Here is a 16,079-nt window from a genome sequence, read left to right as displayed (position 1 = left end):
GACTCCGAAAGCGGACCCGCTCGAATCGGAGAATAGTCGACCATCCCGGTCGGCCGCCGCCCGAAGCTTGCCGCGCTGGGGAGCGGGCAGCACTGTCCAGTCCAGGTCAGCGGCCTGCGGACGGTTCTGGCTGATGACCTGCGTCATGCGCTCGCTCTCCTCACGACATGTTCCCGTACGTACCGACATCCGGGACAACAGAAGGGCGGGGCGGCGCATTCCCCGGCGGCGCGGGTCTCGCGGGCCCGGGCTCACACGGGAAGCCGGCCGAGCCAACCGGCCACCGCCCCTGTGATCACCGCCAGGGCCTCTTCCTGTGTCAGGTCCGCCTTCTTCGGCACGGCGAAGCCGTGGTCGCCGAAGGCCACCTCCACCAGCTCGTACGGGTCTTCGCCCCCGCCCGGCGCCGGGAACTCCGCGGGCCGCCCGAAGGGGTCGCGGCCGCCCTGGACCACCAGCGTCGGCCGCCCGGCGCCCAGCAGTTCATCGGCCCGGGACTTCTCGGGCCGGCCCGGCGGGTGCAGCGGGAACGCCAGCGCCAGCACCCCGGCCGCGCCCAGCTCGGCGGCGGTCCGGCAGGCCACCCGGGCCCCGGCGCTGCGCCCGCCCGCGACGACCGGCCGTCCGGGCGCCGCCAGCGCGGGCCACAGGGCGCGCCAGCCCTCGTCCAGCACCTTGGGCGCGGCGGCCACCTTTTTCCCCGCGACCCGCCACGGCTGTTCGACCAGCGCGACGGTGACCCCGTGGGCGGGCAGGGCGGCGGCCAGGGCCTGGAGGTCCCGGGCCTCGATCCCGCCGCCGGCGCCGTGGCCGAGGGCGAGCACGAGACGGGCCTTTCGTGCCGGGGCCGGGTGCCAGGTGATGCGGGCCTCGCCCGCCGGGGTCGGGGCGCTCTCGGTACGCGTGCTCATGCGCCGATCATGCCGGTTCGGAGGCGGTCAGAAGAGCGTGCTCTCCTCCGGCGCGGCCAGTTCCTCCAGCAGCTCGGGCCCGTTGTTGCGGACGTTGCTCACGGCCGTGGGCACCGGGTAGGCGCGCATCAGCCCGCCCGGCGGCGGGGCGAGGAGGGCCTGGAGCTCGTCGGGGTCGGTCCGCGCCGGGTCCAGCCAGGCGTCCCACCGGTCCGGGGTGAGCATCAGCGGCATCCGGGGGTGGATGTCGGAGAGCGAGCGCGGGCCGTCGGCCGGGGCGACGCCCAGCGGTCCGGTCTCGGCCTCCGCGGTGATCACCGAACAGGTGGCCCACCAGGCGAGCGGGTGCGCGTCGGGCAGGGTCCGGTCGCGCCAGAACTCGTATATCCCGGCCATGGCGAAGACGGAGCCGTCGCGGGGGAGGACGAAGTAGGGCTGCTTGCGGGCCCGCTTCTTCTTCCCCTCGACCTCCAGCTGCCGCTCGTCGTGGGCGGTGACCCACTCGTAGTAGCCGTCGGCCGGGATGACGCAGCGGCGCTGCGCGAAGGGGCGGCGGAAGGACGGCTTCTCGGCGATGGTCTCGGACCGGGCGTTGATCATCCGGGCGGCGCCGTCGGGATTCTGCGCCCAGGACGGGACGAGCCCCCATTTCAGGACCCTGAGCTGGCGAACCGGACGCGGACTCGCAGCGTCTTTCAGTGGACGGTCGAGGATGACGTGGACCTCTTTCGTCGGGGCCACGTTCCAGTCGGGGTCCAAGGACTCCTCGGGCTCCCACCGCTCCACGCCGAAGACCTCCACCAGGTCCTCGGGACTGCGACTCGCTGCATACCTTCCGCACATGGCGGCCACACTGTCATGGCACCCGACCCCCACCGCAAGGAGTCCGCCACCTCATGGACAGCAGCACCACGGCCGGCCTGTGGGACCGGCTCACCGGCATACAGACGGCCCCCGACCGGTGGCTGGTGATCGCGACGGGCCTGGCAGCGCTGGCCGCCGTGGGCCCGCGCCCGCTGTGGCGGCTGTCGCGCAACGCGATCACCATCGCGCACGAGGGCGGGCACGGGCTGCTGGCCCTGCTGACCGGCCGGCGCCTGGACGGGATACGGCTGCACTCGGACACCAGCGGGGTCACCGTCAGCCGCGGCAAGGCGACCGGCCCCGGGATGATCCTCACCGCCGCCGCCGGGTACACGGCGCCCTCGCTGCTCGGCCTCGGCGGGGCCGCGCTGCTCTCCGCGCACCGGATCACGCTGCTGCTGTGGGCCGCGACCGCGCTGCTGGTGGCGATGCTGGTGATGATCCGGAACGCGTACGGGCTGCTGACGGTGGTGCTGACGGGCACCACCTTCGTCCTGGTCTCCTGGCTGGCCACGGCCGACGTCCAGGCGGTCTTCGCCTACGCCGTGGTGTGGTTCCTGCTGCTGGGCGGGGTCCGGCCGGTCTTCGAGCTGGGGGCCAAGCGCCGGCACGGCGGAGCGCCCGACTCCGACGCGGACCAGCTCGGGCGGCTCACCCATGTGCACCCGGTGGTGTGGCTGCTGCTCTTCCACGTGGTCGCGCTGTGCTCGCTCGTCGGCGGCGGCCGCTGGCTGCTGGTGCTCTGAGCGATCCGCCGAGGTCGGCGGCGTGGTCCGCGCGCGTGATCCGCGACGGGTACGGCGCCGAGGCCCGCACCGGGCCGCGCACCGGGGTCCGTCCGCACGCCGAGACGCCTCCGCGATCAAGATCTGTGGCCACGGGAAGCCACTAAAGTGGTGGCCATGACCGCGACCCCCGCTCCCCCCGCCCTCTGGCCCGCCCCGCTCGCCGATGCCGCCGTCCAGGCCACCGTCACCGTGCCGGGGTCCAAGTCGGTCACCAACCGCGCCCTCGTGCTCGCCGCGCTCGCCTCCGAGCCGGGCTGGGTGCGGCGCCCGCTGCGCTCGCGCGACTCCCAGCTGATGTCCGACGCGCTGCGCGCGCTGGGCGTCGGCATCGAGGAGACCGTCTCCTCCAGTTCCGCCGGGGCGGGCGACAGCGGCGAGGCCTGGCGGATCATCCCGGCCGCGCTGCACGGCCCGGCCACCGTCGACGTCGGCAACGCGGGCACGGTCATGCGCTTCCTGCCGCCCGTCGCCACCCTCGCCGCCGGGGACATCCGCTTCGACGGCGACCCGCGCTCCTACGAGCGCCCCCTCGGCCAGGTCATCACCGCGCTGCGCACCCTCGGCGCCCGCATCGACGACGACGGCCGCGGCGCGCTGCCGCTGACCGTCCAGGGCGGCGGCGCCCTGGAGGGCGGCACCGTCGAGATCGACGCGACCAACTCCTCGCAGTTCGTCTCCGCGCTGCTGCTCTCCGCCCCGCGCTTCAACCAGGGCGTCGAGGTCCGGCACGTGGGCACCAACCTGCCGTCCATGCCGCACATCCGGATGACGGTGGAGATGCTGCGCGCGGCGGGCGCCCAGGTCGACACCCCGGAGGCGGGCGGCGAGAAGAACGTCTGGCGGGTCGCCCCCGGCGCCCTGCTCGGCCGCGACCTGGTCGTGGAGCCGGACCTCTCCAACGCGCAGCCCTTCCTGGCGGCGGCCATGATCACGGGTGGCACGGTCACCATCCCGGACTGGCCGCGGCGCACCACGCAGCCCGGTGACGCGCTGCGCCGGATCTTCACGGAGATGGGCGGCTCCTGCGAGCTGACCGACGCGGGCCTGGTCTTCACCGGCACCGGCAAGATCCACGGCATCGACGTGGACCTGGGCGAGGTCGGCGAGCTCACCCCGGGCATCGCGGCGGTCGCGGCACTGGCCGACTCGGAGTCCGTGCTGCGCGGCGTCCAGCACCTGCGGCTGCACGAGACGGACCGCCTGGCGGCGCTGACCAAGGAGATCAACGCTCTGGGCGGTGACGTCACGGAGACCGAGGACGGCCTGCGGATCCGGCCGCGCCCGCTGCACGGCGGCACGTTCCACACGTACGACGACCACCGGATGGCCACGGCCGGCGCGGTGATCGGCCTGGCGGTGGAGGGCGTGCTCGTCGAGAACGTGGCGACGACCGCGAAGACCCTGCCGGACTTCCCGAAGATGTGGACGGACATGCTCGGCAAACCGGCGGCGGCAGGCGTGGGAGCGTAGGGCCCGTCATGCGCAGGTACGGCAAGCACACCGACGAGGACGACATCCGCCAGCGGCCCAACCCCAAGGGCAACCGGCCTCGGACGACCATCCGCCCCAAACACGAGGACGCGGCCGAGGGATTCGTCCTGACCGTGGACCGGGGCCGGCTCACCTGCCTCGTCGAGGACCGCGCGGTGCACGCCATGAAGGCCCGCGAGCTGGGCCGCAAGGCGGCGGTGGTCGGCGACCGGGTCTGGATCGTCGGTGACCTGTCCGGCAAGAAGGACACCCTCGCCCGCATCGTGCGCATCGAGGAGCGCAAGTCCGTGCTGCGGCGCACGGCCGACGACGACGACCCGTACGAGCGCGTGGTCGTCGCCAACGCCGACCAGTTGGCGATCGTCACGGCGCTGGCCGATCCGGAGCCGCGGCCCCGGATGATCGACCGCTGCCTGGTGGCGGCGTACGACGCCGGGCTGGAGCCGCTGCTGGTGCTCACGAAGTCCGACCTGACCTCCGCGGACAAGATCCTGGAGATCTACTCGACCTTCGGGCTGAACTATGTGGTCACCAACCGCGAGGAGCTGGCGGCGGGCGACGCGGCCGACCGGGTGCGCGAGCACCTCAACGGCCGGATCACCGCCTTCGTCGGCCACTCGGGCGTCGGCAAGACCACGCTGGTGAACTCGCTGGTCGCCGAGGGCCGCCAGCGCGCCACCGGAGTGGTCAACGCGGTGACCGGCCGCGGCCGGCACACCACCACCTCGGCGCTCGCGCTGCCGCTGCCGGGCGGGGACGGCTGGGTCATCGACACCCCGGGCGTGCGCTCCTTCGGCCTGCACCACGTGGACCCGTCCCGGGTGATCCTGGCCTTCCCGGAGCTGGTGCCGGGGACGGAGGGGTGCCCGCGCGCGTGCAGCCACGACGAGCAGGACTGCGCGCTCGACAAGTGGGTGGAGGACGGCCACGCGGATCCCGCGCGGCTGTACTCGCTGCGGCGGCTGCTCCAGACACGGGAGCGGCGCGAGGGCGACTGATCGACGGTCGACCCTCCGGCGGGGTTTGCCGTATGCGATGTCTGGTAAATGCATAATCGCACCAAGTGGTGCGCCGGCCGGGCCAAGAGCGCACCACGTGACGCGGGAGGCATACGCCATGGCGTGGCTGTTGGTCGTGGTCGCCGGAATCCTGGAAACGGGCTTCGCGGTCTGCCTCAAGCTGTCGCACGGCTTCACCCGGCTGTGGCCGACCGTCGCCTTCGCGTGCTTCGCGCTCGGCAGTTTCGGTCTGCTGACGCTGGCCCTGAAGAAGCTGGACGTGGGCCCGGCCTACGCGGTGTGGACGGGCATCGGCGCCGCCGGGACCGCCATCTACGGGATGATCTTCCTCGGCGACCTGGTCTCCACCCTCAAGCTCGTATCGATCTCGCTGGTCATCCTCGGCGTCATCGGACTCCAGCTGTCGGGCTCGGCGCAGTGAGGCCCGGCGCGTCCAACAGCCGCAGCAGTTCGCCGGAGCCGGGCCCGGGCGGGCCGGCCGGGGCGATCAGGTAGGACACCGCGAGCCGTACGGCCAGCTCGCACCGGTGCGCGGCCTCGCCCGGGGCGATGGCCGCGCCGGCCCGCTCGCGCACGGCGCGGACCAGCTCGGCGGGGCCGAGGGCGGGCAGTCCCGGCCGCACTCCCCGGCCGGCCGGCACAGGTAAGTTCCCGTTCCAGCACCCCGTCAGCAGGGCCCGTACGAGGGGACGCGCCTCGGCCGCGCGCACGGTCCACTCCGCGACCGCCGCGAGCCGTTCGGCGGAGCCGCCCGGGGAGCCCAGCACCCGGTCCACCCCGTCGAGGTACCAGGCGGCGTCGCGCCGGACCAGGGCGTGGCCCAGGCCCGCCTTGCCGGCGAACTCGTTGTAGAGGGTCTGGCGCGACACCCCGGCGGAGGCCGCCACGTCGACCATCCGCACGGCCGGCCAAGGGCGCGCCGCGAGCGCCGCTCCCGCCGCTTCCAGCAAGGACTCCCGGGCCGTGGGCACCGTCGCCTCCCCCTTTGACGTCTCCGTCAGAGTTGACGGGCCGACAGGTCCTGTCAAGGGTGCGTGCCGCACCGTGGACGCCGCGCACGGGGCCCCGGCGGTCTCGGTACTGTTCGGCCATGCCCGAGTATGACGATGACCTGCGCCTTGCCCTCGAACTCGCCGACGCGGCGGACGCCGCCACGATGGAGCGGTTCCGCGCCCTCGACCTGAGAGTCGAGACGAAGCCCGACATGACCCCGGTGAGCGAGGCCGACACCGCCACCGAGGAGATCATCCGGGCCGGGATCTCGGCCGCGCGGCCCGACGACGCGATCCTGGGCGAGGAGTACGGCCTCAAGGGCGACGGCCCGCGCCGCTGGGTCGTGGACCCGATCGACGGTACGAAGAACTACGTGCGCGGCGTGCCGGTCTGGGCGACGCTGATCTCCCTGATGGAGGTGGACCCCGAGGACCCGGCCGGGGCCTTCCGGCCCGTCGTCGGCGTGGTGTCCGCCCCGGCGCTGGGCCGCCGCTGGTGGGCGGCGCGCGGCCGCGGAGCGTACGCGGGAGGCGCGCTCGGCGAGACCACCGCGCTCGGTGTCTCCAAGGTCGCCGACCTCGCCGACGCCTCCTTCGCCTACTCCTCGCTGAGCGGCTGGGAGGAGCAGGGGCGGCTGCCCGGCTTCCTGGACCTGACCCGCGCGTGCTGGCGTACGCGGGGCTACGGGGACTTCTGGCCGTACATGATGGTCGCCGAGGGCTCGCTCGACCTGTGCGCCGAGCCGGAGCTCAACCTGTGGGACATGGCGGCCCTGGCGGTCGTGGTCGAGGAGGCCGGGGGCCGTTTCACCGCCCTGGACGGGCAGGACGGCGTACACGGCGGGAACGCGGCGGCCTCGAACGGGCTGCTGCACGAACGCATGCTGGAGCTCCTGCGCCCGCGCGCCTGACGTCTGCCCCTCACGTCTGCGCCTGACCTCGCCCACCGCCGCCGAACGCGCCCCCTTGCGCGCCTCCTTGCTGACACTCCGTGTCCGTGGGAATCTGGGACTCCTCCGCTTGTGCGCTTGTGAAGGCTTTCTCTAAGTGCGGGCCCGCACGGCGCACCCCACCCGAGCGGAGGGACTCACAGGAGGTGGCTCTCTTCATGCTCGTCCGTGACGCCATGAGCACCGTGATCCTCACCCTCGGACCCACTCACACCCTGCGTCAGGCGGCCTGCCTGATGTCCGGCCGGCGCGTCGGCGCGGCCGTCGTCCTCGATCCCGAGCACAGCGGCATCGGCATTCTGACCGAGCGCGACATCCTCAACTCGCTCGGGGCCGGACACGACCCCGACCGCGAGTCCGTGGGCGCGCACACCACCAACAACGTGGTCTTCTGCACCCCGGACGCCACCGTGCAGGAAGCCGCCGAGGCGATGGCCCACGGCGGTTTCCGGCACCTGATCGTGCTGGAGGACGGCGGCCCCGTCGGCATCGTCTCCGTCCGCGACGTCATCCGCTGCTGGGCTCCGCTCCGGCGCAGCCGCGTTCCCGCGTAGGAGCCGGAAACGGCCGACGGGCCGGCGCCCCTCTCGGGGACACCGGCCCGTCGGCCTGCTACGACAAGGCGCCGGATCAGCCGCGAAGGGCCTGGACCGCGGCCTCCAGGCGCTTGCCGAAGTCGCCGTCCGCCTGGCGGAAGTTGTCGATCGCGCGCTCGACGATGTCGTCACGCGAGACCTTGGCGATGAAGCCGGACAGGTTCTCGATCAGACGGGCCTTCTCGTCCTCCGAGTACAGGCGGTAGAGGTTGCCCGCCTGGACGAAGTCGGTGTCCTCGCTGTGCACCGCGGCGGGGTGGTTGCCCGTGCCGCCGGTCACCGCGTTGGAGACCCACAGCGGACGGTCCGTCTGGTGCGGGCCGCCGAAGCTGTTCGGCTCGTAGTTCTTCGCACCCTTGTGGCGGCCGTCGTACAGGTAGCCGTCACGGGAGTTGGTGCGCGCCTCGGTGGCGTGCGGACGGTTCACCGGCAGGTGGTCGGCGTTGATGCCGACGCGGTAGCGGTGGGCGTCGCCGTAGCCGAAGAGACGGCCCTGGAGCATCTTGTCCGGGGACGGACCGATACCGGGGACGAAGTGCGCCGGGGAGAAGATCGACTGCTCGACCTCGGCGAAGACGTTCTCCGGGTTGCGGTTGAGCTCCAGCTTGCCGATCTCGATCGGCGGGTAGTCCTCGTGCGGCCACACCTTGGTGAGGTCGAACGGGTTGAAGCGGTACTCGGCCGCCTCGGCCGCCGGCATGATCTGGACCTGCACGGTCCAGGACGGGAAGTCGCCGCGCTCGATCGACTCGCGCAGGTCGCGCTGGTGCGAGTCGGGGTCCTCACCGGCGAGCTGGTTGGCCTCGGCCTGGGTGAGGTTCTTGATGCCCTGGTCGGTCTTGAAGTGGTACTTGACCCAGAAGACCTCGCCGGCCTCGTTGTTCCACTGGAACGTGTGCGAGCCGTAGCCGTTCATGTGGCGGTAGGACGCCGGGATGCCGCGGTCACCGAACAGCCAGGTCACCTGGTGGGTGGACTCGGGCGACAGACCCCAGAAGTCCCAGACGTTGTCCGCCTCCTGCGAGCCCGTGTACGGGTCGCGCTTCTGGGTGTGGATGAAGTCCGGGAACTTGATGGCGTCCTTGATGAAGAACACCGGGGTGTTGTTGCCGACGAGGTCGTAGTTGCCCTCTTCGGTGTAGAACTTCAGCGCCCAGCCGCGGGGGTCGCGCACCGCGTCGGCGCTGCCGAGGTTGCCCGCGACGGTGGAGAAGCGCAGGAAGGTCTCGGTCTCCTTGCCGACCTCGGACAGGAACTTCGCCCGGGTCCACTGCGAGACGTCACGCGTGAGCGTGAAGGTGCCGTACGCGCCGGCGCCGCGGGCGTGCACCACGCGCTCCGGGATGCGCTCGCGGTTGAAGTGGGCGAGCTTCTCCAGGAGCAGCTGGTCCTGGACGAGAACGGGCCCGCCGACGCCAGCGGTCTCGCTGTTCTGGTTGTCGGCGACCGGAGCCCCGGCCTCCGTGGTGAGCGGTCCCTGCTGCGTCACGTGCGCCTCCTGCGTCATTCCTGCGTGTCCTGTCCTTGGCCTGTGCCGTTTCCGATCCTACAATGGACTTTGTCTAAGTCAAGTAAACATCCAAGTCCGCACCGGTTCGGGAGTTACACCGAATCCCCTCGCTGTTAGGCTGACGCCCATGAGTGACCTGCTGGAACGACTTCGCGGACGCGGATGGCGCATGACCGCACAGCGGCGTGTCGTGGCCGAGGTGCTCGACGGTGACCACGTTCACCTGACGGCCGACGAGGTGCACGCGCGCGCCGTGGCCAAGCTGCCGGAGATCTCCCGCGCGACCGTCTACAACACCCTGGGCGAACTCGTCACCCTCGGCGAGGTCCTGGAAGTCTCCACGGACCGGCGCGCCAAGCGGTACGACCCGAACGCCCACCGGCCCCACCAGCACCTGGTGTGCGCCCAGTGCGGCGCGATCCGCGACGTCCACCCGGCGGGCAATCCGCTGGCCGACCTGCCGGACACGGAGCGCTTCGGCTTCACGGTGTCGGCGGTCGAGGTGACGTACCGCGGGGTGTGCCCGAACTGCGCCGGCGCGTAACCGGCCGGAAAGACCGCGAGGGGGTGGGGGCTCGATGAGCCCCCACCCCCTCTTTTCCGTCTTCACGACGCCGTCCCGCCTTTTGCGGTCTTGGCGTCCGGAAACGACTGAAGGCCCGGATCCAGAGGATCCGGGCCTTCGAGCCTTCAGTAGCGGGGACAGGATTTGAACCTGCGACCTCTGGGTTATGAGCCCAGCGAGCTACCGAGCTGCTCCACCCCGCGTCGGTAAACCTGACTTTACGCGAGCCCGGCGAGCAGATGCAAATCGGTTAACCGGCCGGGTCCCGGCCGCCCTGGGAACCCCGCAGACCGTGCAGGAGCAGCGAGGCCGGCGCACGGGCGCGGAGGTCACCGTGTACGAGGCGTACGACACCGACGGGACCGCGCCGGCCCGGGACACGGCGGGCCCGGTGGGCTCGTTCGCGCGACGTCCTGGCCGTACGAACCGACCTCCACGGCGGCAGCCCGAGCCAGGGGGCCGGGGCTCGCGGGGCCGGTCAGACCGGTCAGACCGGTCAGACCGAGAGTTCCTCGGCCAGGGCCTCGCGCAGCCGGGCCGCGCGCTCCGAGACCTCCGCCGGTCCCAGCTCCATCGCACGCACGCACCACTTCTGCCCCTCCGCCAGGTCCCCCTGGCGGGCGGCGAGCAGCCCCAGCCGCAGCGCCGCGCGGCCGTGTCCGGCCACCGCCGCCCGCGTCCACCACAGCGCCGCCTCCGGCTCGTTCCCCTCGCGCGCGAGCAGCAGCCCCAGGTTGAACGCCCCGTTGCGCGAGCCGGCTTCCGCCGCCTCCCGGTACCACCGCGCGGCGACCGCCAGCTCGCCCCGCGCGGCGGCCAGCATGCCGATGCGGACCTGCGCCCGCCGGTGCCCCAGCTCGGCGGCCCGCTCGTACCACTCCTCGCCCTCGGTCTTCGCCGCGCCGCCCACCGGCTCGCCCAGCGCCACCGGCTCCGGCGGCGGGGCCAGCGACTCCAGCAGCGAGGCCAGCCGGAAGGCGGCCTCTGCGCTGCCGCCGCCCGCCGCGCACCGCAAGTGCCGTTCCGCGGCCCGCTCCTCGCCGTCCCGGACCAGCGCGATGCCCACCTGCAGCGCCGCGTCGGTGTGCCCCGCCGACGCGGCCCGCTCGTACCACTTCAGCGCGGTGCGGTCCTCGTCGCGGCTGGCGAAGAGGATCCCGAGGTTGAACGCGGCGTCCACGCTGCCCGCCTCCGCCGCCTTGGAGAACCACGGCTCGGCGCCCGCCGCGTCCCCGACCTGGAGCAGCATGATGGCCAGCGCGTTGGCCGCCTCGCGGTGCCCCGCGTACGCGGCGCGCCGGTACCACTGCTCGGCCTGCGCGGTCCGCTCCTGTGCGGCGCACAGCAGCGCGAGGTTGTACGCCCCGTTCTGGTCGCCGGCGTCCATCGCGGCCCGGTACCACTTCTCCGCGGTCTGGGTCTCGCCCCGCGCGGCGTGGAGCGCGCCCAGCGCGTTCGCCGCGTTGCCGTCGCCGTCCTGCGCGGCCCGCAGCCACCACGTGGCCGCGTTCTCCTCGTCACCGGCGTCGCGCAGCAGGAAGCCGAGCGCGCACGCCGCCCGCGGCTCGCCCTGCTTGGCGGAGGTCAGGTACCAGCGCCCGGCCTCCTTCAGTTCGCCGCGCGCCTCCAGCAGCGTGCCCAGGTGCAGCGCGGCGCGCCGGTGCCCGCGCGCGGCGGCCTGCCGGTACCACTGCTCGGCCTCGGCCGGGTCGCCCTTGCGCAGGTGCCGCGCCAGCCGGTACGCGGCTTCGCGGTGCCCCTGTTCGGCTGCGGCCCGGAACCAGCGCTCGACACCCTTGTCCCCGCGGTGCTCCAGCAGGTCCGCGAGCCCGTACGCACCCAGCGCGTGGCCGGATTCCGCCGCCTGGCGCATCCAGTACTCGGCGGCGGGCTCGTCGCCCCGCTCGCGGTAGTGGCGGCCCAGGGCGTGCGCGGCCGGAGCCGATCCGGCCACGGCGGCGACGCGCCACCAGCCGGCAGCCTCCTCGGGGTAGCCGCGCTGGTGCAGGAGCACGCCGAGGTTGTTGGCGGCGGCGCGGTCGCCCTCCCCCGTCGCCCCGCGCAGGTACGGCTCGGCTCCGGCGAGGTCGCCGCGGCGCAGCAGGAGCGCCCCGAGCACGCTCATGGCGCCCGGGTCCCCCTTGTCGGCGGCGACCCGGTGGCGGGCCTCCAACTCGGCGTCGCTGGCCGCGTCGGCCAGCGTGAACGCCTCGTCGTCGAACACCGCGTCGTCCTGGGCTGCCTGGGCCGACTGCGCGGCCTGCGTGGCCGGAACAGCCCGCACAGAGGCCGCGGCCGCCGTGTCCCATGCCGGCCGCGTGGTCATCGCGGTCCGCACGTCAACAGTCTGAGCCGCCCCATCGGTCTCCGTACCCGACTCGGCCTCCGCCCTCACAAACCGCCCTGTCTCCAGCAGAGTTGACCTGTCCCCCATAAATCCCATCGTCGCATCACCTGCTACCCGCGTACACCTGGTATGTCGCAGCCAGTGAGGTCACTACAGCGTTTTGTCGACATGCCCACAGAGAGACAAGTCAAACACGCTCGCACCCCAACTCACCCACCCCAGCGACCCAAGCGACCCCGCGTCGGTGAAAAACACGGTCGCACCGGGCATGACGAAGGCCCGGATCCATCGGATCCGGGCCTTCGTTTTCAGTAGCGGGGACAGGATTTGAACCTGCGACCTCTGGGTTATGAGCCCAGCGAGCTACCGAGCTGCTCCACCCCGCGTCGGTAAAACCACAGTATCACGACGCGGGGTGGGGCCATTACCGCTATCCGGCCGGCTTGGGCGTGGTCAGCTTCGCCTCGGCTTCGATCGCCCGCTTCAGCGCGGCCTGCAGGTCACCCTGGGCCTTGCCGTACGCCGCCCAGTCGCCGGCCTTCAGCGCCTTGTCGGCATCCTCGACGGCCTTCTGCGCGTCGGCGAGGGCCGCCTTGACCGTCGGGTCCTGGCTGGTCGGCGGCGGGGTGGTGCCGTCGCCCGGCGGGGTCGGCGGGTTGACCGGCGTGGTCGGCGCCTCGGCCCCGAACACCACGTTCAGCGCCTTCTCGAGGGTGTCCTCGAAGGCGGTCTGGCCGCCGTAGGTCACGAGCACCTTGCGCAGCAGCGGGTACTTCAGCCCGGAACTGCGCACGTACACCGGCTCGACGTAGAGCATTCCGCCGTCGAGCGGCACCGACAGCAGGTTTCCGTACTCGACCTCGGAGTCGCCACCGCGCAGCAGGCGGATGGATTCGGCGATCTTCGGCTCGGACTGGAACTTGCTCTGCACCTGCTTGGGGCCGTCGACCGGCTTGCTGGTCGGCAGCTTCAGGATTCTGATCTTGCCGTAGTCCGGGGTGCCCGGATCGGCGTTGACCGCCATGAAGGCGCTCAGGTTGTCGCGCTCGTTCGGCGTGAACGTCGTGGTGAGCGAGAAGACCTGGTCCTTCTCCTTCTGGCCCGGCATCTTCATCGACTGGTAGTACGGCGGGACCGCCGTGCCGGCCTTGGTCGTCGGGTCGTCCGGGACGGCCCAGGCCTCACTGCCGCTGAGGAAGGTCTGCGGGTCGGTGACGTGGTACCGGGTCAGCAGCTCGCGCTGGACCTTGAAGAGGTCCTGCGGGTAGCGGATGTGGTCCATGAGCGTCTTGGAGATCTCGCCCTTGGCCTTGACCGTGCCCGGGAACGCCTTCATCCACGTCTTGAGGATCGGGTCCTCGGTGTCCCACTGGTACAGGTCGACCGTGCCGTCGTACGCGTCGACGGTGGCCTTCACCGAGTTGCGGATGTAGTTGACCTGGTTCTCCTGGGCCACCACCGCGCGCTGGTTGTTCGTCAGCGAGTCGTGGGTGCTCTCGCCCAGCGTGGTGCGCGAGGCGTAGGGGTAGCCGTTGGTCGTCGTGTAGGCGTCGACGATCCACTTGATCCGGCCGTCGATGACCGCCGGGTACGGGGCGCCGTCGATGGTCAGCCAGGGGGCGACGGCCTCGACGCGCTCCTTGGGCGTGCGGTTGTACAGGATCCGCGAGCCCTCGCCGATGGCGCCGGAGTACAGGATCTGCGGTTCGCTGAAGGCGAGCGCGTACGCGGCGCGGTTGACCGGGTTGTCGAGGTTGACGCCGGAGTCGCCCTTGTAGCTCGTCTCCTTCTCGCCCTTGTCGTCCGAGTAGTCGAGCTCCTTCTGCGGTCCGCCGACGATCGAGTACTGCTTCGTCTGCTCGCCGTAGTAGACCCGCTGCTCGAAGTCCGTGCCGAACATCCCCTTGGAGGGGAGGTCGGACTGGGTGAAGTCCGGGGCTCCCTGGTCTCCGACGGTGGTGCCCTTGGCCGCGACCACGCCGTAGCCGTGGGTGTACTTGAAGTGGTCGTTGATCCAGTTGTTCTTCGGGATGCCGCCGATGTTCAGCTCGCGCAGACCGATGACCGTGTCCTGGCCGCTGTACCGGTCGACGGCGAGCGTCGAGGGGAAGGCGTAGTAGCCCTTGACCTGCTGGAGCTGCTGGAAGGCCGGGGAGACGATGTTCGGGTCGAGGAGGCGGATGCTGGCGGTCGTGTCGGCCGCCTTGCGCAGCTTGGCCTTGTCGGTCCCCTCGGCCGGGACGCCCGCGTAGTCCGTCACGTCCGTGCCGGCGACCCCGTAGGCGTCGCGCGTCGCCTTGATGTTCTTCTCGACGTACGGGGATTCCTTGGCCTGCTCGTTCGGCTGGACCTGGAACTTCTGCACGATCGCCGGATACAGCCCGCCGATCAGGATCGCCGAGAGGACCATCAGGCCGAAGCCGATGACCGGGAGCTGCCAGGTGCGCCGCCACAGCGTCGCGAAGAACAGCACCGCGCAGATCGCCGCGATGGCCACGAGGATCGTCTTGGCCGGCAGGTAGGCGTTGGCGTCGACGTACCGCAGGCCGGTCCAGTTGTCCGCGGCCTTGAAGTCGCTGGACTTCACGGCGAGGCCGTACCGGTCGAGCCAGTACGCGACCGCCTTGAGCGTGACGAAGAGACCGAGCAGCACCGACAGGTGGCCGGTCGCCGCGGCGGTCGCCCGCGCACCCGGGCTCGTGACGCGCAGTCCACCGTAGAGGTAGTGCACGACGGCGGCGGCGATCACCGAGAGCACGGCGGCGGCGAAGCCGAAGCCGAGCAGGAAGCGGTACCAGGGCAGGTCGAAGGTGTAGAACGACACGTCCAGGTTGAACTGGGGGTCCTTCTGCCCGAAGGGCACCCCGTTCACATACATCAGCCAGGTCTTCCACTGGCCCGCCGCCGAGGCGCCCGCGATCAGGCCGACCAGCGCGGAGACGCCCAGGAGCAGCCACGTGCGGTACGGCGCCACGCTCATCCGGTAGCGGTCGAGGCTCTGCTGCTCCATCGACATCGCGCTGAGCGGCGGCCGGAGCCGGTGGGCCAGCCAGATGTTCAGCCCGACGGCACCGGCCATCAGCAGGCCGAAGACGGCGAAGAGGCCGACCTTGGTCCACAGGGTGGTGGTGAAGACGGTGGAGTACTTGACGGAGCGGAACCAGAGCCAGTCCGTCCAGAAGCCGGCGAACATGATGAACGCCATGGCCAGGACGGCCAGGACGCCCAAGGTCATCAGAAGAGTCCGGGCGCGCCGGGACGGGCGGCCGACTCTCATCCGTGGCCCGGAGGGGCCTCCGCCGCGGTCCGGCATCTGGAAAGCCAAGGTGCGCACCTCGAAAGTCGCTGTGTGGAAGTGATGCTGAGATTTCTTCAAAGCATGGGCCCCCGATCGTAGAGCCCACTCATGCAACTTACTGAGGCTTTAGTCAGTTCCCGGTATCCGGGGGAAAGGGGGCAGGATGTTGTCCATGTCCAACCTTTCGCCGTCCCCCGGCACCCCTATGGCGGCAAGCCCGCTGACCCGTGCCGTCCTCGAAATCGACGAGTACGCCTCCACCCTCGGCTGGGACAAGCCCGCCCGTCTCTTCGCCCTGGTCGACACGGCCAAGCTGCGCAAGGAGGCGCCGGGAGTCGCCCGCCAGCTCGGCCTCGACCAGGACGACACGGGCAAGAACCAGCTCACCCCGATCGAGCAGGACGAGGTGCCGGCCGGGACCCCGCTGGACAAGTTCCTGGGAACGATCGCCTGGCCCCCGTCGATCCTCGGCTGCGCGCTGACCGTGGAGCGCCTGATGCTGCCGCCGTCCGCGGAGTCCTCCGTACCGGAGGGGCTCAATGACAAGCAGCTGGCCAAGTGGGTCGCCGCCCACCCGGACCGGCAGGAGGTGCGGCTGACCGTGGGCGTCCTGCGCGACGGATCTCGGGAGTCGGCCGTACGGCTGCGGGAGAAGGACTCGGCGAGCGAGGTGCTGACCGGCGCGACCCTGGTGCCGGGGCTCGCCGAGGCGCTGTCCGCCACCTTCCTCGACTAGCCCGGCCGGCGG

General features: G+C 71.7%; 14 protein-coding genes and 2 tRNA genes. 8 read left to right on the top strand and 8 right to left on the bottom strand.

Annotated features, from left to right (window positions below; translation table 11 throughout):
* Nucleotides 1-251: 251 nt before the first annotated feature.
* Together J7F03_RS13840 and J7F03_RS13835 are read right to left on the bottom strand one after the other, a co-directional pair.
* Nucleotides 252-911 (bottom strand): alpha/beta family hydrolase, encoded by a 660-nt coding sequence (locus tag J7F03_RS13840; protein WP_214949300.1) that lies wholly within the window; start codon nucleotides 909-911, stop codon nucleotides 252-254.
* Nucleotides 912-938: 27 nt separating this feature from the next.
* A complete protein-coding gene (locus J7F03_RS13835; protein WP_214949297.1) occupies nucleotides 939-1,754 on the bottom strand; it encodes an SOS response-associated peptidase in 816 nt (271 codons plus the stop codon).
* A gap of 53 nt (nucleotides 1,755-1,807) precedes the next feature.
* Between J7F03_RS13835 and J7F03_RS13830 the strand changes: the two genes are divergently transcribed.
* The 4 genes from J7F03_RS13830 to J7F03_RS13815 all read left to right on the top strand — a co-directional run bounded on the left by J7F03_RS13830 (nucleotide 1,808) and on the right by J7F03_RS13815 (nucleotide 5,494).
* A complete protein-coding gene (locus J7F03_RS13830) occupies nucleotides 1,808-2,521 on the top strand; it encodes a M50 family metallopeptidase (protein ID WP_214949295.1) in 714 nt (237 codons plus the stop codon).
* Nucleotides 2,522-2,677: 156 nt separating this feature from the next.
* Nucleotides 2,678-4,033, top strand: a complete 1,356-nt coding sequence (gene aroA, locus J7F03_RS13825) for a 3-phosphoshikimate 1-carboxyvinyltransferase (RefSeq protein ID WP_214949293.1) — start codon at nucleotides 2,678-2,680, stop codon at nucleotides 4,031-4,033.
* An 8-nt stretch (nucleotides 4,034-4,041) separates the two neighbouring features.
* Nucleotides 4,042-5,052 (top strand): ribosome small subunit-dependent GTPase A, encoded by a 1,011-nt coding sequence (gene rsgA, locus J7F03_RS13820; protein ID WP_214949291.1) that lies wholly within the window; start codon nucleotides 4,042-4,044, stop codon nucleotides 5,050-5,052.
* A gap of 118 nt (nucleotides 5,053-5,170) precedes the next feature.
* The gene (locus J7F03_RS13815) at nucleotides 5,171-5,494 is read left to right on the top strand and encodes a multidrug efflux SMR transporter (RefSeq protein ID WP_214949460.1); all 324 of its coding nucleotides are present in this window, start codon (nucleotides 5,171-5,173) and stop codon (nucleotides 5,492-5,494) included.
* Here J7F03_RS13815 and J7F03_RS13810 read toward each other — a convergent pair.
* Nucleotides 5,460-6,044: a TetR/AcrR family transcriptional regulator gene (locus J7F03_RS13810; RefSeq protein WP_214949289.1), complete on the bottom strand. Its 585-nt coding sequence runs from the start codon at nucleotides 6,042-6,044 to the stop codon at nucleotides 5,460-5,462. The genes J7F03_RS13815 and J7F03_RS13810 overlap by 35 nt on opposite strands.
* A 119-nt stretch (nucleotides 6,045-6,163) precedes the next feature.
* On the opposite strand from J7F03_RS13810, the gene hisN reads away from it, so the two are divergent.
* Nucleotides 6,164-6,976, top strand: a complete 813-nt coding sequence (gene hisN / locus J7F03_RS13805; RefSeq protein WP_214949287.1) for a histidinol-phosphatase — start codon at nucleotides 6,164-6,166, stop codon at nucleotides 6,974-6,976.
* A gap of 197 nt (nucleotides 6,977-7,173) precedes the next feature.
* Nucleotides 7,174-7,569, top strand: a complete 396-nt coding sequence (locus J7F03_RS13800) for a cyclic nucleotide-binding/CBS domain-containing protein (protein ID WP_214949285.1) — start codon at nucleotides 7,174-7,176, stop codon at nucleotides 7,567-7,569.
* A gap of 76 nt (nucleotides 7,570-7,645) precedes the next feature.
* Here the strand turns inward: J7F03_RS13800 and J7F03_RS13795 are convergent, their stop codons facing one another.
* Entirely contained in the window at nucleotides 7,646-9,118 is a 1,473-nt protein-coding gene (locus J7F03_RS13795; protein ID WP_214949277.1) for a catalase, read from the bottom strand.
* A gap of 130 nt (nucleotides 9,119-9,248) precedes the next feature.
* Here J7F03_RS13795 and J7F03_RS13790 point away from each other — a divergent pair, with 130 nt between their 5' ends.
* Nucleotides 9,249-9,665, top strand: coding sequence for a Fur family transcriptional regulator (locus J7F03_RS13790; RefSeq protein ID WP_214949275.1), 417 nt, complete (start codon nucleotides 9,249-9,251; stop codon nucleotides 9,663-9,665).
* Between the two features lie 150 nt (nucleotides 9,666-9,815).
* Here J7F03_RS13790 and J7F03_RS13785 read toward each other — a convergent pair.
* The 4 genes from J7F03_RS13785 to J7F03_RS13770 all read right to left on the bottom strand — a co-directional run bounded on the left by J7F03_RS13785 (nucleotide 9,816) and on the right by J7F03_RS13770 (nucleotide 15,346).
* Nucleotides 9,816-9,889, bottom strand: a tRNA-Met gene (locus tag J7F03_RS13785).
* A 293-nt stretch (nucleotides 9,890-10,182) separates the two neighbouring features.
* Nucleotides 10,183-12,129: a tetratricopeptide repeat protein gene (locus J7F03_RS13780; protein ID WP_214949274.1), complete on the bottom strand. Its 1,947-nt coding sequence runs from the start codon at nucleotides 12,127-12,129 to the stop codon at nucleotides 10,183-10,185.
* Nucleotides 12,130-12,345: 216 nt separating this feature from the next.
* Nucleotides 12,346-12,419: transfer RNA gene (locus J7F03_RS13775), tRNA-Met, on the bottom strand.
* Nucleotides 12,420-12,463: 44 nt separating this feature from the next.
* Nucleotides 12,464-15,346: a UPF0182 family protein gene (locus tag J7F03_RS13770; protein ID WP_251071899.1), complete on the bottom strand. Its 2,883-nt coding sequence runs from the start codon at nucleotides 15,344-15,346 to the stop codon at nucleotides 12,464-12,466.
* Nucleotides 15,347-15,494: 148 nt separating this feature from the next.
* Between J7F03_RS13770 and J7F03_RS13765 the strand changes: the two genes are divergently transcribed.
* Nucleotides 15,495-16,067: a PPA1309 family protein gene (locus J7F03_RS13765; RefSeq protein ID WP_251071859.1), complete on the top strand. Its 573-nt coding sequence runs from the start codon at nucleotides 15,495-15,497 to the stop codon at nucleotides 16,065-16,067.
* The last annotated feature ends 12 nt before the right edge of the window (nucleotides 16,068-16,079 follow it).

Origin of the sequence: Streptomyces sp. ISL-43 (assembly GCF_018614195.1) — a bacterium.
Classification (GTDB): domain Bacteria; phylum Actinomycetota; class Actinomycetes; order Streptomycetales; family Streptomycetaceae; genus Streptomyces.
The sequence above is the reverse complement of the archived record's forward strand: the minus strand, read 5'-3'. Positions and strand labels throughout refer to the sequence as shown.

Bases quoted from the DNA above. Each gene is read 5' to 3' on its own strand.
- J7F03_RS13840 (WP_214949300.1), bottom strand. From the start codon at position 911: ATGAGCACGCGTACCGAGAGCGCCCCGACCCCGGCGGGCGAGGCCCGC.
- aroA (WP_214949293.1), top strand. From the start codon at position 2,678: ATGACCGCGACCCCCGCTCCCCCCGCCCTCTGGCCCGCCCCGCTCGCC.
- J7F03_RS13835 (WP_214949297.1), bottom strand. From the start codon at position 1,754: ATGTGCGGAAGGTATGCAGCGAGTCGCAGTCCCGAGGACCTGGTGGAG.
- J7F03_RS13795 (WP_214949277.1), bottom strand. From the start codon at position 9,118: ATGACGCAGGAGGCGCACGTGACGCAGCAGGGACCGCTCACCACGGAG.
- hisN (WP_214949287.1), top strand. From the start codon at position 6,164: ATGCCCGAGTATGACGATGACCTGCGCCTTGCCCTCGAACTCGCCGAC.
- J7F03_RS13765 (WP_251071859.1), top strand. From the start codon at position 15,495: ATGTTGTCCATGTCCAACCTTTCGCCGTCCCCCGGCACCCCTATGGCG.
- J7F03_RS13790 (WP_214949275.1), top strand. From the start codon at position 9,249: ATGAGTGACCTGCTGGAACGACTTCGCGGACGCGGATGGCGCATGACC.
- J7F03_RS13780 (WP_214949274.1), bottom strand. From the start codon at position 12,129: ATGGGATTTATGGGGGACAGGTCAACTCTGCTGGAGACAGGGCGGTTT.
- J7F03_RS13815 (WP_214949460.1), top strand. From the start codon at position 5,171: ATGGCGTGGCTGTTGGTCGTGGTCGCCGGAATCCTGGAAACGGGCTTC.
- J7F03_RS13770 (WP_251071899.1), bottom strand. From the start codon at position 15,346: ATGCCGGACCGCGGCGGAGGCCCCTCCGGGCCACGGATGAGAGTCGGC.
- J7F03_RS13800 (WP_214949285.1), top strand. From the start codon at position 7,174: ATGCTCGTCCGTGACGCCATGAGCACCGTGATCCTCACCCTCGGACCC.
- J7F03_RS13830 (WP_214949295.1), top strand. From the start codon at position 1,808: ATGGACAGCAGCACCACGGCCGGCCTGTGGGACCGGCTCACCGGCATA.
- rsgA (WP_214949291.1), top strand. From the start codon at position 4,042: ATGCGCAGGTACGGCAAGCACACCGACGAGGACGACATCCGCCAGCGG.